General features: G+C 44.7%; 9 protein-coding genes and 1 other annotated feature. Of the genes, 5 read left to right on the plus strand and 4 right to left on the minus strand.

What is annotated here, in order from left to right:
* Positions 1-27: 27 nt before the first annotated feature.
* On the minus strand, positions 28-1,239 hold the full coding sequence (gene megL, locus J7E35_RS14035; RefSeq protein ID WP_214780743.1) for a methionine gamma-lyase: 1,212 nt from the start codon (positions 1,237-1,239) through the stop codon (positions 28-30).
* 217 nt (positions 1,240-1,456) lie between these two features.
* Complete coding sequence (locus J7E35_RS14040) at positions 1,457-3,352, minus strand: sensor domain-containing diguanylate cyclase (RefSeq protein ID WP_214780746.1); 1,896 nt, start codon at positions 3,350-3,352, stop codon at positions 1,457-1,459.
* A 444-nt stretch (positions 3,353-3,796) separates the two neighbouring features.
* On the opposite strand from J7E35_RS14040, the gene rpsD reads away from it, so the two are divergent.
* Complete coding sequence (gene rpsD, locus J7E35_RS14045; protein WP_079510073.1) at positions 3,797-4,399, plus strand: 30S ribosomal protein S4; 603 nt, start codon at positions 3,797-3,799, stop codon at positions 4,397-4,399.
* A gap of 386 nt (positions 4,400-4,785) precedes the next feature.
* Here rpsD and tyrS read toward each other — a convergent pair whose 3' ends face one another.
* Entirely contained in the window at positions 4,786-6,045 is a 1,260-nt protein-coding gene (gene tyrS / locus J7E35_RS14050; protein ID WP_214780748.1) for a tyrosine--tRNA ligase, read from the minus strand.
* Positions 6,046-6,116: 71 nt separating this feature from the next.
* Positions 6,117-6,338, minus strand: a binding site (T-box leader).
* Between the two features lie 142 nt (positions 6,339-6,480).
* Here tyrS and J7E35_RS14055 point away from each other — a divergent pair.
* The gene (locus tag J7E35_RS14055) at positions 6,481-9,405 is read left to right on the plus strand and encodes a transglycosylase domain-containing protein (protein WP_214780750.1); all 2,925 of its coding nucleotides are present in this window, start codon (positions 6,481-6,483) and stop codon (positions 9,403-9,405) included.
* 108 nt (positions 9,406-9,513) lie between these two features.
* On the opposite strand, the gene acsA is transcribed toward J7E35_RS14055, so the two are convergent.
* The gene (acsA, locus tag J7E35_RS14060; RefSeq protein WP_214780752.1) at positions 9,514-11,232 is read right to left on the minus strand and encodes an acetate--CoA ligase; all 1,719 of its coding nucleotides are present in this window, start codon (positions 11,230-11,232) and stop codon (positions 9,514-9,516) included.
* 225 nt (positions 11,233-11,457) lie between these two features.
* Between acsA and J7E35_RS14065 the strand changes: the two genes are divergently transcribed.
* From J7E35_RS14065 to J7E35_RS14075, 3 genes are read left to right on the plus strand one after another with little or no spacing between them, the layout of a single operon-like run.
* Positions 11,458-12,090, plus strand: coding sequence for a GNAT family N-acetyltransferase (locus J7E35_RS14065; protein WP_214780754.1), 633 nt, complete (start codon positions 11,458-11,460; stop codon positions 12,088-12,090).
* Between the two features lie 40 nt (positions 12,091-12,130).
* Complete coding sequence (locus tag J7E35_RS14070) at positions 12,131-12,778, plus strand: acetoin utilization AcuB family protein (protein WP_214780756.1); 648 nt, start codon at positions 12,131-12,133, stop codon at positions 12,776-12,778.
* On the plus strand, positions 12,775-13,947 hold the full coding sequence (locus tag J7E35_RS14075) for an acetoin utilization protein AcuC (protein WP_214780757.1): 1,173 nt from the start codon (positions 12,775-12,777) through the stop codon (positions 13,945-13,947). Before J7E35_RS14070 ends, J7E35_RS14075 begins: the two co-directional genes overlap by 4 nt.
* The last annotated feature ends 145 nt before the right edge of the window (positions 13,948-14,092 follow it).

Genomic DNA, 14,092 nt, shown 5'->3' on the forward strand with positions numbered 1-14,092 from the left:
CACGGGAGGGTTTTTGTAATGAATCTCTTAAATCAATCCAGTCTCCATGGTACTTTCTTTCCTTACAGCTTCGAATGCTGCTTCAAGGTCATCTCTGATATCCTGCCATGCTTCCAATCCGACTGAAAGCCTTAGCATATTGTCTTTGATGCCCATTTTTTCTCTTGCTTCTTTTGGCACTACGGCATGAGTCATTGTCGCCGGGTGCTGGATCAATGTTTCTGCATCTCCAAGGCTAACCGCAATTTTAATGAGCTTTAACTTGTTGATGAATGCCTGAGCTTCCTTTTGGCCTCCCTTTATATTGAAGGAAATAAGACCGCCCGGCTTGCGCATTTGCTTTTTCGCAATTGCGTAATCAGGATGTTTTGGGTCGCCTGGGAAAATGACTTCTTCGACTGCGGGATGATCAGAAAGATAGGCTGCCAGTTTTTCGGCATTGTCACAATGGCGGTCCATCCTGACCGGCAGTGTTTTCAACCCGCGAAGCAATAACCACGCATCAAATGGCGATATTACGCCGCCAATGTCCTTTTGCGTTGTCATGGCGATTTTAGACATAATTTCCTTCGGGCCGACTGCTACACCCGCTATGACATCACCATGTCCGCAAATATACTTCGTTGCGCTGTGGATGACGAAATCACAGCCAAGCTCGATTGGATTCTGAAGATAAGGTGAGCTGAATGTGTTATCAACAACTACCGGAATTCCCTTTTCCCTGGCGACGTCCGCGACCATCTCCAGGTCAACCAGTCTCATTGTTGGATTAATCGGCGTCTCGATATAGATGACTCTTGTCTCTGGGGTAATGGCAGCCAATACTTCTTCTCTCGTCGACATCATCGAAAAATCATGGTTGATCTTATATTTTTCTTTCATGAGCTGGAGAAGTCCAAACGTACACCCATACACTCCCTGTGAGCAGAGAATATGGTCCCCTGTGCGTGTCAGCGATACCAGTATCGCAGAGACAGCAGCCATCCCTGAAGCGAACGCAAGGGCTTTTTCCCCTTTTTCAATCGTCGCCATCCTTTCTTCAAGCATCGCAACCGTAGGGTTTCCAAGACGTGAATAGATGAATCCTTCCTCTTCCCCGGCAAAGCGCCTTTCTCCCTGTTCAGCAGTATCGAAAGTGAAGGTACTAGTCTGAAATAATGGAGGCGCAAGGCTGCCCCTGAATTCGTCCGATTTATATCCGGAATGGATCACTTCTGTTTCGAATCTTTTCTCTCCCATTATGATTCCTCCTATATATTCTGTAAACGCTTACAATTTACCCCCATTATCAGGATATGACATTTACCCCTTTATTGAAAGTAATTTCTCTCACACATCGACAAAAAGTCCTGTGGTTCATTAAAGAACAAAAAGCGCTGGAGCTGGATTAAGAAAACTTCATAGAGTTGTCAACAACTTAGTAATTTTATAAATGCCTTAACCACGAAAAAAGCACTCATTCCTGAGTGCTGTTAAAAGTAAATTGTTCTTCATTCTGGACGACTACTTTATTTTTACCTGATCCCTTTGCCAGATATAAAGCCTGGTCGGCCCTTTTGAACACTGTCTTGGTAGTGTCATCCTGTCCCTTGATCCATGTGGAGACACCGCATGAAACAGTTACATTTGGGCTCGTATTTTTTTCAACTTTATCTACCAGCCTATTCGCGATTTTGACACCAGTCTCGAGAGGGGTACCTGGCAAATAAATCGCCAGCTCCTCACCGCCCCATCTTGCACCTATGTCTGTTCCGCGGATATTTTTGGCAATCTGGCGAGCCAGCTGGATTAGTACTTCGTCTCCAACCTGGTGGCCATATTGATCATTAACACTTTTAAAATTATCGACATCAATCAAAATAAAGGTTCCCTGTTGATCTTCAAGCATGGAAAGATTCATCTTTTCATCCAAATACCCTCGGGAATACAGCTTCGTCAAATGATCCGTCACAACCATTTTCTCCAGCTCTTCTCGAAGCATCGAATTGGTAAAAGCCAAAGTTGAATGGTGAATAAGAGACTGGAGCAGCTTGAATGTATCAAACGCAAAGTGATAAGGCTCTTCATGCATGACAAGCGCAAATCCCTTTAGTTCACCGCTTTGGATCATCGGAACACCCATTATCGAGTGGAAATGCAAGGGAGCGTCCTCACGCTCTGAAGAAATATCTCCCAGGAACAATGGCTCCATATCCTGTCGGATTCGATGGGCAACGTTCAATATATAGTTGGAAGCATCCTTTGAAAAGAAAAAGCTTGTGCTGCCCTGAAGGACGGAGTAATCATCATGTTCCTCGTCAAGCATAATGAAACCGACTTCCTGGGCATTAAAGGACTTGATGATTTGCCCGCAGATAAATTTCATTGTATCTGTCAGGCGCAAACTCGTATTCAACTGATGGGAAGTTTCATTGATCAACTGCAAATCAGCGATTAATTTCCTGGATTGCTCATAAAGCTTGGCATTTTCCAGCGCACTACCTGCAGTATAGGCGAGCAGCTTGATGAACTCTACTTCATTTTGCGGAAAAACCAGTGAGTTTGGAGCTATGACCTGCAAAACACCGTAAACACCCTGTTTTCCTTTCAAAGGAGCGTACATGATTGAATTCTTCTCTAAAACAGAGTCCTCAAACTGAATCTGCCCGCTTACATACGACTGCATCGCAGTCAGGTTATCGCTATCGTATTCAAGGTCTCTAACCGGTAACCCTCCATATCCCTTGTGGTCATGAGACAACAGCAGATAATAGGTGAAGGAAGGATAAACTTCCCTCAGGGTGGAAATGATTTCACCGAGCACTGCATCCATGTCCATAGTTGAGTGAAATTTCTTCGTCACCCGGAATAATTGCTTATACCTTTTTTCTTCTTCCATTGTTTCCGCCAGGCTGCGCACTTTCTCAACGAACACATTGCATTCATAAGATAGTTTGTTGAAGAAGCGGTCTGATAATCGGTTTAGAAAGTCACTGTTCATTTGGAATCCAAACAGGCCCTTTGGTTTTTCATTCGCTGTCAAAACCAGCAACAGTTCATGCTGAGGCATGGACTCTGGATATCTAATGAAGGCATAGGGTTTCGCTGCCAGTTCATTCACCAGACAATTAGGAATAGTCTTCAACTCACCGTCATTAGTCGAGAGACGGGTTGTAGCCTCCAGGAACATCCTTTGCTTCCATTCCTGGCAGGTGTAAAAGTCGACCACATCCGCTTGCAGGAGTTCTTTTAAAATAGACGTCATTTGCGAGAGAACATCTGAGGAAGAAAAAGATAATCTGCCTGTGCTGATCAAATCGAAAAATTTGCTTTTCAGTTCTAATATAATTTCCCGTTCTAATAATTCTTCCATATATATCACCTGTTTTAAAATCACTTAACAGCGATTTGTAAGTAGCTGTTTTGACAGGCAGCAGCCTGAATAAACTAAAATGATTCATCACGTGGCAAGGTAATATCCAAAATAAAACAATTACTATTCATTATACCATAGGCCTAGTAAAATAGTATGATATAAAAGACAATCTTTTCAGAGGAAAAGATCGATAATAAGAGGCTTTATTTTCAATATAGACTTGACTTCAATACAAAATAAATTATATAATACTCTTTGTGTAAAATATCGCAGCCTATGTGGTCTACATTATGTATGTATTTTGTTCCTCAAACAAGGTTTGATGGTGTATCTCGTAACCCGCTGCTGCTAGGGCGAAGGTACATGAAAACAAAATACCCATAAATGTTTAATCACAATCTGTTTTTATTTTACAAAATAAAAACTAAGGAGGAGTCATTCATGGCTCGTTATACCGGCCCAAGCTGGAAACTATCCCGCCGTCTTGGAATTTCACTAAGCGGTACAGGTAAAGAATTAGAAAAACGCCCTTACGCACCAGGTCCTCATGGTCCTAACCAGCGTAAAAAGCTTTCCGAATACGGATTGCAACTTCAAGAGAAGCAAAAGCTTCGCCACATGTACGGAGTTACTGAGCGCCAGTTCCGTAACTTGTTCGACAAAGCAGGCAAAATGCCTGGTAAGCACGGCGAAAACTTCATGATTCTTCTTGAAGCACGCCTTGACAACGTTGTTTACCGTCTTGGTCTTGCTCGCACTCGTCGTGCAGCTCGCCAGTTAGTAAACCACGGCCACATCATGGTTGATGGCGCACGTGTAGATATCCCATCTTACCGCGTAGCTCCTGGCCAGACAATCACACTTCGTGAAAAGTCTCGCAACCTTGATGTAGTTAAAGAAGCAATCGAAGTAAACAACTTCGTACCTGACTTCTTGACTTTCGACGCAGACAAGCTAGAAGGAACTTTCACTCGCATGCCTGAGCGTTCTGAACTTCCAGCTGAAATCAACGAAGCTCTTATCGTTGAATTCTACTCTCGTTAATAAAGTGCTTAAAGAACCCCAGCCGACTTGGCTGGGGTTTTTGTTTTATAAATATTCTTTTTCTGATCTCGCATTCTTCATAACTTAACTAAAATACGGCCCCCTGTTTTACCAGGAAGGCCGTTTTATTAATCTTATATCCGGTGGTAAGCCTGATGACGGACAATTTTTCCGTTTCATCATCGATTTTTGTCCGTCATAACCTGGATGACGGACAGTTTTTCTCGTTCCACCCGCAATTTTTGTCCGTCATAACCTGGATGACGGACAGTTTTTCTCGTTTCACCAGTGATTTTTGTCCGTCATACCCTGATGACGGACAGTTTTCTCGTTCCACCAGCGATTTTTGTCCGTCATACCTGGAATAGCCCTAACTTCGGTCCATTCTAGTACTTAATCATAAAGTACTTCTTTTTGCCGCGGCGGACGATCGTGAACTGGCCTTCGATTTTGTCTGCATCGCTTAGTACGTAAGCAGTGTCCGTGACGCGTTCTCCGTTCAGGGAGACAGCGCCGTTTGCAACATCTTCACGTGCCTGGCGCTTAGAAGGCGAGATTTTTGCTGCAACCAGCAAGTCGACTAACCCTTGTTCTTCTCCCCCCTCTACTGTAAAAGAAGGAACGTCCTTGAAGCCTTGCTTGATTTCGTCAGCGCTAAGATTTTTGATATCGCCGCTGAAAAGTGCCGCTGAGATCCTGATTGCCTGCTGAAGGGATTCTTCGCCGTGGATCATTCGTGTCATTTCTTCAGCAAGGGCTTTTTGTGCTTTGCGTAGATGCGGCTCTTCCTCAACCGCCTTTTCCAACGCTTCGATTTCTTCTTTAACTAGGAAAGTGAAGAATTTCAAGTACTTCACTACATCGGCATCAGCAGTGTTGATCCAAAACTGGTAGAACTCGTATGGTGACGTTTTTTCTGGATCAAGCCATACAGCTCCGCTTTCTGACTTTCCGAATTTAGTTCCGTCTGCTTTTGTGACAAGCGGAATTGTCAGTCCAAAAGCCTTGGACCCTTCTGCAGACATTTTACGGATCAATTCGAGACCTGTCGTAATATTGCCCCACTGGTCACTTCCGCCAATCTGGAGCTTGCAGTCGTGCTTTTCGTATAAATGGAAGAAATCCATCGCTTGCAGGATTGTGTAAGTGAATTCTGTGAACGAGATACCTGTTTCAAGTCTTGAAGCGATTGTATCCTTTGCCAGCATGTAATTCACGCCAACATGCTTTCCGAAGTCACGCAGGAATGTAACGACATCCATGGAACCGGCCCAGTCGTAGTTGTTGACCATCATCGCTCCGTTTTCACCTTCTACGCTGAAAATTTGCTCCAGCTGCTTTCTGATTCCGTCTACATTTACCTGTACTTGTTCAAGCGTCTGCAGTTTACGCTCCTCACTCTTGCCGCTTGGATCGCCAATTAAGCCAGTCGCTCCTCCAACAAGAACAATCGGACGATGCCCCGCATTCTGGAAACGGCGCAGCGTCAGGAACGGAAGAAGGTGTCCGATATGCATGCTGTCCGCGGTTGGATCGACACCACAGTAGAGAGAGATTTTCTCCTTTGAAAGCAAATCCTTCATTCCCTCTTCATCTGTCTGCTGGTAAATAATCCCGCGCCATTCGAGATCTTTTAGTAATTCCATTTCTTCTTCCTCCATTCAAAAATATATTTCGCAACCGGATTTGAACCAATAAAAAACGCCCCTGCAATAAATGCAGGGGCGCTGTATGCGCGGTACCACCCGGCTTGAAAACAAAACAAAAAAATGTCTTCCACTCAATAAAATAACGGTTAAACCGTCCGCGGCTACTATGTATACAGTTCACTGCGGCGCTCGGGGAGGTAATTCATCCTTCTGTTTGTACCGGCTCACAGCAGCCGCCGGCTTTCTGGAACAGTGACAGAAGCACTACTCATTCCCTTCACAGCTTTTTGCTATAAAGTTAATAAAGCATTTTTACCATAAAGCGTTACTTGTTGTCAAATTCGACAGTAATTTTCAGAAAAATTAACATTAGCATCTATTCGACAGCCTGTTTATGCTATAATGTATGTGATTTTAGGGGGAATGATATGAATGCATGAAGGAAAACAGGCTTGGAAAGAGAAGCTTAAATCCTTTGGTGCTTTTTTTACGAATAAAAAAACCGTAAAAGGAGCCCGGATTACTTATTCGGTTGTCTGGAACATGCTGTTGTTATTGATCATTGTATTAGTTCTCGGCGGTGGCTTCGCCGCAGGCACAGGTGCCGGGTACTTCGCATCCCTTGTCAAAGATGAACAAATCCGACCTTATGAAAATATGAGGAAAGATATATACAACTATGAAGAAACCTCGGATTTATATTTTGATAACGATGTTTATCTTGGCAAGCTCCGAACGGACCTTTACCGTGAGGAAGTGAAGCTTGACGATATGTCGAAGCATTTGGTAAATGCAGTAGTCGCAACCGAAGATGAGTACTTTTACGAGCATGACGGCGTGGTTCCAAAAGCAATCATGCGTGCACTTTTCCAGGAGGTCACAAATTCAGCGACATCCTCAGGGGGAAGTACACTAACACAGCAGCTCATCAAGAACCAGATCCTGACCAATGAAATTTCGTTCGAGCGGAAAGCGAAAGAAATCCTTCTCGCCCTTCGTCTCGAAAAATTCTTTGATAAAAAGGAAATTCTTGAAGCCTATTTAAATGTAGCTACCTTCGGACGTAACGCTAACGGCAGCAACATTGCCGGTGTCCAGGCCGCAGCAAAAGGAATCTTTGGGAAGGAAGCGAAAGACCTGACATTGCCACAGGCCGCTTTTATCGCCGGACTTCCGCAAAGCCCGTTCGGCTATACTCCATTCAGCAGCGACCGCGGCAAGCTGAAGGATCCGAAAGGACTTGAGCCTGGCCTGTCCAGATACAAGACAGTCATCACAAGGATGCATGGAGCTGGTTTCATTTCTGATGAAGAGTTCAAGGAAGCGATTAGCTACGATATTACAAAGGACTTTGTAAAAGAAGTTCCAAGTGACAATACTGTTGAGGAATATCCATTCTTAACGTTTGAAATAGAGAAACGTTCGGTTAACATCCTGGCGGAAATTCTTGCTCAGCGTGATGGCTATGAACCTGAAGATCTGAAAAAAGATAAGAAACTTATGGATGAGTATCACGCGCTGGCCGACCGCGACATCCGCCAGAATGGCTATAAGATTTACACGACCATCAATAAAGAGATTTATGAAAAACACCAGGAAACAGCGAATAAGTACCCTTATTATGGAAGGAACAAACCACAGGAAGTTCCTGACCCGGATGATCCAAGCAAAACAATCACAATCTCCGAGCAGGTTGAAATTGGTGCTGTGTTGATCGAAAACAAAACTGGTAAAATTATCAGTTTTGTTGGCGGACGTGACTTTGACATCCAACAAAGAAACCACGCCACCGATTCACCAAGACAGAATGGTTCCACTATGAAACCATTACTCGCCTATGCACCAGCGATCGACATGGGGAAATTGCACCCTGGTTCAGTGTTGCCAGACGTAGAGGTTCGTTTAAACCCAGCAAGCCCGGGAAAACCTTGGCCGACCAACTATGATAAAGAGTACAGGGGCTTAACCTCAGTTAGGCATGCGTTAACCAAGTCATATAACGTTCCCGCTGTTTTGGCATACAAAAACGTATTGGGTCAAAGACCCGCTTCTTATTTAGATAAAATGGGATTCTCTTCCCTTGTTAAAAGTGACTATGGTATTCTGGCAGCTTCAATTGGCTCTATCGATGGTGGTGTTACCGTTGAGGAAAACACCAATGCATTTGCAACTTTCGGCAATATGGGGAAATTCGTTGATGCCTATTTAATCGATAAAATTGTCGATAAAAATGGAAATGTCATTTTCCAGCATAAAGCCGAGCCTGTAGATGTATTTAGTCCTCAAGCTTCATATTTGACTATCGATATGATGCGTGATGTTATCAACCGAGGAACGGCTACTGCCTTAAAAGGCCGGTTGAAATTCGGCTCTGACTGGGCCGGCAAAACAGGTACAGGTCATGATTATTATGATTCATGGTTTGTAGCCACCAACCCTAATGTATCTTTCGGGGTGTGGCTCGGTTATGACCATAACAAATCACTAGAGAGAAGTTACAAGGGGCTATCTTATGGAGTCCGGACCCAATATATCTGGGCTGACCTAATGAATGATGCTTATGATGTCGCTCCTCAGCTAGTCGATCCTGAAGAACGCTTCAAGATGCCTGGCGGAATCGTCAAGAGATCTTATTGTGCAGTATCCGGCTTGCTGCCTTCAAGCGCTTGCTCGAAAGCAGGACTTGTTGAATCGGATTACTTCATTGCGAAGTATGCACCAACCAAGGTAGATGACAGTCTCGTAGAAAACAAATTCGTTACTGTTGGCGATAAGCGCTATATAGCACTTGATTCAACTCCGGCTGAATTTACGGATACTGGAGTAATATTGAATCCAGAGTATATGGAAAGCATCATCGGGCATAAAATCAGAGATCCGCAGCAGCTGATCCCTAAAAATGATGCCTGGAATAATATTCTCGTTGCGGATGATAAGCTGAGTGAAAACGGAAAGACCCCAGCAGCTTTGGGTATCAAGCTTTCCGGAAAAACGATCACCTGGAGCAAGCACCCTGAAAATGATATTGTCGGCTACCGAATCTATAACAACAAGAAAAAGGTCGGCAGCATTAAAGCAGGAGAAGCCTCGAGCTTCAACGCAGGGGACGGTTCATTCTATGTTACGGCAGTCGATATTGCCGGGAAAGAATCAGCTCCATCCAATATCATTGAAATCGGACAGAAGCCAGAGCCTAAGGATCCTCCGGAAGACAAACCAAAGGATCCAAAACCGAAAGACCCTCCTCCAACCGATCCTGAACCGGATGACCCTCCTGAGCCGCCACCTGGAGATGGTGACGGCGACGGTGATGGAAATGGAAATGGGAATGGTAACGGGAATGGGAATGGAAACTAGCAAATGAATATAAGTAGAAACACCGCATCTTGTCGGATGCGGTGTTTCTTTTTTCTGTGAATACTAAAGAGCGTGAAGCCCAGCTTCACGCTCTTTAGTATGATTCTATTAGTCTTCCATTGTGGACAAATCGCCAGTTGGGAGATCAAGTTCCCAGGCTTTCAATACACGGCGCATGATTTTACCGCTTCGTGTCTTAGGAAGCTTGTCGCGGAATTCAATTTCTCTTGGTGCAGCATGTGCAGCAAGGCCCTTTTTAACGAATTGGCGAATCTCTTCGATCAATTCATCAGATTGCTCATAACCGTCACGCAAGGCGATGAACGCCTTGATGATTTCACCGCGGACCGGGTCTGGCTTGCCAATGACACCCGCTTCAGCAACTGCTGGGTGTTCCACAAGTTTGCTTTCTACTTCAAATGGCCCTACACGCTCACCGGAAGTCATGATGACATCATCAATTCGTCCCTGGAACCAGAAGTAGCCATCTTCATCCATATAGGCTGAATCACCGGAAACGTACCAGTCACCAGGCATGAAGTAGGACTCATACTTCTGAGGATTGTTCCAGATTGTATGCATCATCGATGGCCAGCCCTTCTTAATCGCTAAATTGCCCATTCTGTATGGCGGCAATTCATTCCCCTGGTCATCGACAATTGCGGCTTTTACGCCTGGGATTGGCTTACCCATTGATCCAGGCTTGATTTCCATGCTTGGATAGTTACAGATCAATTGAGCCCCCGTCTCCGTCATCCACCATGTATCATGGATGCGCAGGCTGAACACCTTCATTCCCCATCTTACTACCTCAGGGTTCAGCGGTTCGCCGACACTCAGGATATGGCGAAGTGAGCCAAGGTCGAACTTCTTTACAACCTCATCACCCGCACCCATCAGCATCCTGAAAGCTGTTGGGGCACTGTACCAGACTGACACTCCGTACTCTTCGATCATCTTATACCATGTCTCTGGATTGAAACGTCCGCCAATGATGACATTGGACGTTCCTGCAAGCCATGGACCGAAAATTCCGTACGATGTTCCTGTTACCCAGCCTGGATCTGCTGTGCACCAGTAGACATCTTCTTCTTTAAGGTCAAGTACCCATTTAGCAGTCTGATAATGCTGGATCATCGCATTATGGACATGGAGGACGCCTTTAGGTTTTCCAGTCGAACCGGAAGTATAATGCAAAATCAGCCCATCTGTACGGTCAACCCACTCGATTTCAAGCTTTTTGCTGGCTTCAGCTAGTTTTTGCTTGAAATCAACGCACTTGTCATTCTCCTCAATATTATCGCCGACAAGAAGAATGTGCTTCAGGTCAGGAAGTTCATCAACAGGAACACGCTCAAGCAGCTCAGGTGTTGTCACCAATACCTTTGCCCCGCTGTCCTGCAGTCTGTCACGGACAGCACCTTCCATGAATGCTTCGAAAAGCGGGCCAACAATCGCGCCCAGCTTGACCGCCCCGAGAACTGCGAAATACAGTTCTGGAGAACGAGGCATGAAGATAAACACGCGGTCCCCCTTTTCTACATCACCATAAGTTTTAAAGACATTGCCTGCTTTATTTGAAAGCTCCTTCATTTCTTTAAAAGTATATTTTTCCTTGCGCACCCCATCCTGATAATAAAGCGCAATTTTATTTTTCCTGAATCCTTCAGCATGGCGGTCGATCGCTTCATAAGCCATATTGACCCTGCCTGTCTCAGACCAGGAAAACTCTTTCTCCGCTTCAGTCCAATCAAACTGGCCATGAAGCTCTTGATAATTTTTCAGGTTATGATCCCCTTGTGTAACTGGTAGCGCTTCCACTTTCATGTATCCATCCCCCTTGGCTTTATATTTAAAATCCATTATAGTATAAAAATTCGATTTTCTCAATTTTTAAAATATTAATAGAATATAAAAACATTCCTCTTTGAAGTGCGATTCCGTCAAGGAAAGTCTTAAACTAAATACAGAAAATTTTGTGAAAGCGCTTTTATATGTTAGATTTTATGTATAATAGAATTATCGTTTGAATTGTTGACTGGTGGTGACTGAATGGAACATAAAAAGACTTATAACGCAACAGAATTAAAAACTCCTCATGGCCGTTTGATCATTGAAGGCCCGATTTCTCCGGAAAAACTTGCAAGCTATGAATTCCATGAAGATTTAGTGGCTTTTCGTCCACCTGCCCAGCAGCACAAGGCATTGGTTGAGATTGCCGGTCTGCCGGAGGGACGTATCATCGTAGCCCGCTCAGGCCATATGATTGTCGGCTATGTTACTTATCTCTATCCTGACCCTCTTGAAAGATGGTCTGAAGGAAAAATGGAAGATTTAATAGAACTTGGTGCAATCGAGGTCATTCCTGAATTCCGCGGCAGCCGAGTCGGCAAGAATTTGCTGATGGTTTCCATGATGGATGACGCGATGGAAGATTATATCATTATCACAACTGAATACTACTGGCATTGGGACCTGAAAGGAACCGGCTTGAATGTTTGGGAATACCGCAAAGTCATGGAAAAAATGATGAATGCCGGCGGCCTGACCTGGTACGCGACAGATGATCCGGAAATCAGCTCCCATCCAGCAAACTGTTTGATGGCGCGAATCGGCAAGAGGATTGGGCCGGAATCGATCCAGAAATTTGACCAGCTGCGGTTCATGAACCGTTTTATGTATTGATGATTAATAAGAAGCCTCATCATGCAAGGAGGAAGGAACCATGATCGTCGAGGAAATTATGAAAAGGGATGTCACGACACTTTTTCCTGAAAATACAATTGCCGAAGCAATTAAGCTAATGGCGGATAAAAAAATCCGCCACATCCCGATCGTGAATAAGGACCAAGGTGTGATCGGCCTGGTATCCGACAGGGATATCAAAGATGCAGCTCCGTCCGTTTTTCATTGGGATGAGCACAAGGGTGAACTTGACAATCCTGTCAAATCAATTATGACGACTAATGTGATCACTGGACATCCCCTCGATTTTGTCGAGGAAATTTCTGCAATCTTTTATGAACATAATATCAGCTGCCTGCCGATCACCAAGGATAAAAAACTGGTAGGTATCGTCACTGAAACGGACTTGCTCCATACACTTGTTGAGCTTACAGGTGCCCATCAGCCAGGATCGCAAATTGAAGTGAAAGTACCAAACAAAGCGGGCATGCTTTGTGAAATTGCATCTGTTATCAGCTTGAGGAAAGCCAATATCCAGAGCGTGCTAGTATACCCTGACCCAAAGGATGAAGGTTATAAAATCCTTGTTGTAAGAATACAGACGATGAATCCGATCGCAGTGATCGAGGACTTGAAAAAGGCCGGACATCACGTACTCTGGCCAAACCTGCCGGGTGTTTCATCATGAGCGATCGCTCTGTATTCGTCTTTTCAGAGGAGCTGCTGAACTATCGCTTCAGCAGCCACCATCCTTTCAACCAGATTAGGTTGAAGCTTACGCTGGATTTGCTGCGTAAAGTGGGCGCCATTGATGAAGAACATATAGTTGCGCCCCGGATGGCAACGGATGAGGAACTTCACCTCGTTCATGATCCCAATTTTGTAAACGCTGTTAAGCTTGCTGGCCAGGGAAAGCTTAAGGGTGAATCCGCGGAAGGATATGGACTGGGAACGGAGGACACACCGATTTTTGAAAATATGCATGAAGCGAGTGCTCTGCTTGTTGGGGGCACCCTGACAGCTGTGGATTATGTCATGAACGGCAAAGCCAGCCACGCACTGAATCTTGGCGGCGGCCTTCATCATGGCTTCCGTGGGAAAGCATCCGGCTTCTGTATTTACAACGACAGTTCTGTAGCGATAAAATACCTGCAGAAAAAATACAATGCCCGCGTGTTATATGTCGATACTGATGCCCACCATGGTGATGGCGTACAATGGTCATTTTACGATGATCCTGATGTATGCACTCTATCGATCCATGAAACGGGACGCTACCTATTCCCAGGTACAGGAAATGTGAATGAACGCGGCCAGGGCAAAGGCTATGGATATTCTTTCAATATCCCTGTCGATGCCTTCACAGAAGACGACTCTTGGCTTGATGCCTATAGACATGCTCTGATGGAAGTGGCCGAGTTTTTTAAACCGGATGTCATTCTTACCCAAAATGGTGCAGATGCGCATTATCTTGACCCATTGACTCATTTATCCGCTACGATGAAAATCTACCGGGAAATCCCAAAGCTTGCGCATGAAGTCGCCCATAAATATTGCGGAGGCAAATGGATTGCTGTAGGCGGCGGAGGCTACGATATTTGGCGCGTGGTACCAAGAGCCTGGTCACTGATCTGGCTTGAAATGATTGAAAACTCAAACTCTTATGGCAGTTTGCCGCAGGAATGGATAGAAGAATGGAAGGATTCAGCCCCTGTGAAATTGCCACAAGAGTGGGACGATCCTGAAGATTTATATCCGCCAATTCCGCGAAAGCCGGAAATCACGGAAAAAAATGCCCAAACAGTGGAGAAGGCCTTGTATCCAATCAGGTCCAACAAAAAATCTGAAACTGTATAAGTACGGTAACCGGGAGATTTGTGTTCCCGGTTTTTTTTGTTTGTTTTTAAAAAGGTCAGTAAATTAGTACAGGTTCAGACAAAGTTGCGGCTTCCCCTCCTGACTTTGTCTAAAGTGACCTCAGGTTCAGACAAAATTACGGCTT

The organism is Bacillus sp. ISL-45 (assembly GCF_018613195.1).
In the GTDB taxonomy this organism is placed as follows: domain Bacteria; phylum Bacillota; class Bacilli; order Bacillales; family Cytobacillaceae; genus Mesobacillus.

Excerpts from the sequence above, each read along its gene's own strand:
- tyrS (WP_214780748.1), bottom strand. The coding sequence starts at position 6,045 with ATGGAATTACTAAAAGATCTCGAATGGCGCGGGATTATTTACCAGCAG.
- J7E35_RS14075 (WP_214780757.1), top strand. The coding sequence starts at position 12,775 with ATGAGCGATCGCTCTGTATTCGTCTTTTCAGAGGAGCTGCTGAACTAT.
- J7E35_RS14055 (WP_214780750.1), top strand. The coding sequence starts at position 6,481 with ATGCATGAAGGAAAACAGGCTTGGAAAGAGAAGCTTAAATCCTTTGGT.
- J7E35_RS14065 (WP_214780754.1), top strand. The coding sequence starts at position 11,458 with ATGGAACATAAAAAGACTTATAACGCAACAGAATTAAAAACTCCTCAT.
- megL (WP_214780743.1), bottom strand. The coding sequence starts at position 1,239 with ATGGGAGAGAAAAGATTCGAAACAGAAGTGATCCATTCCGGATATAAA.
- J7E35_RS14040 (WP_214780746.1), bottom strand. The coding sequence starts at position 3,352 with ATGGAAGAATTATTAGAACGGGAAATTATATTAGAACTGAAAAGCAAA.
- rpsD (WP_079510073.1), top strand. The coding sequence starts at position 3,797 with ATGGCTCGTTATACCGGCCCAAGCTGGAAACTATCCCGCCGTCTTGGA.
- acsA (WP_214780752.1), bottom strand. The coding sequence starts at position 11,232 with ATGAAAGTGGAAGCGCTACCAGTTACACAAGGGGATCATAACCTGAAA.
- J7E35_RS14070 (WP_214780756.1), top strand. The coding sequence starts at position 12,131 with ATGATCGTCGAGGAAATTATGAAAAGGGATGTCACGACACTTTTTCCT.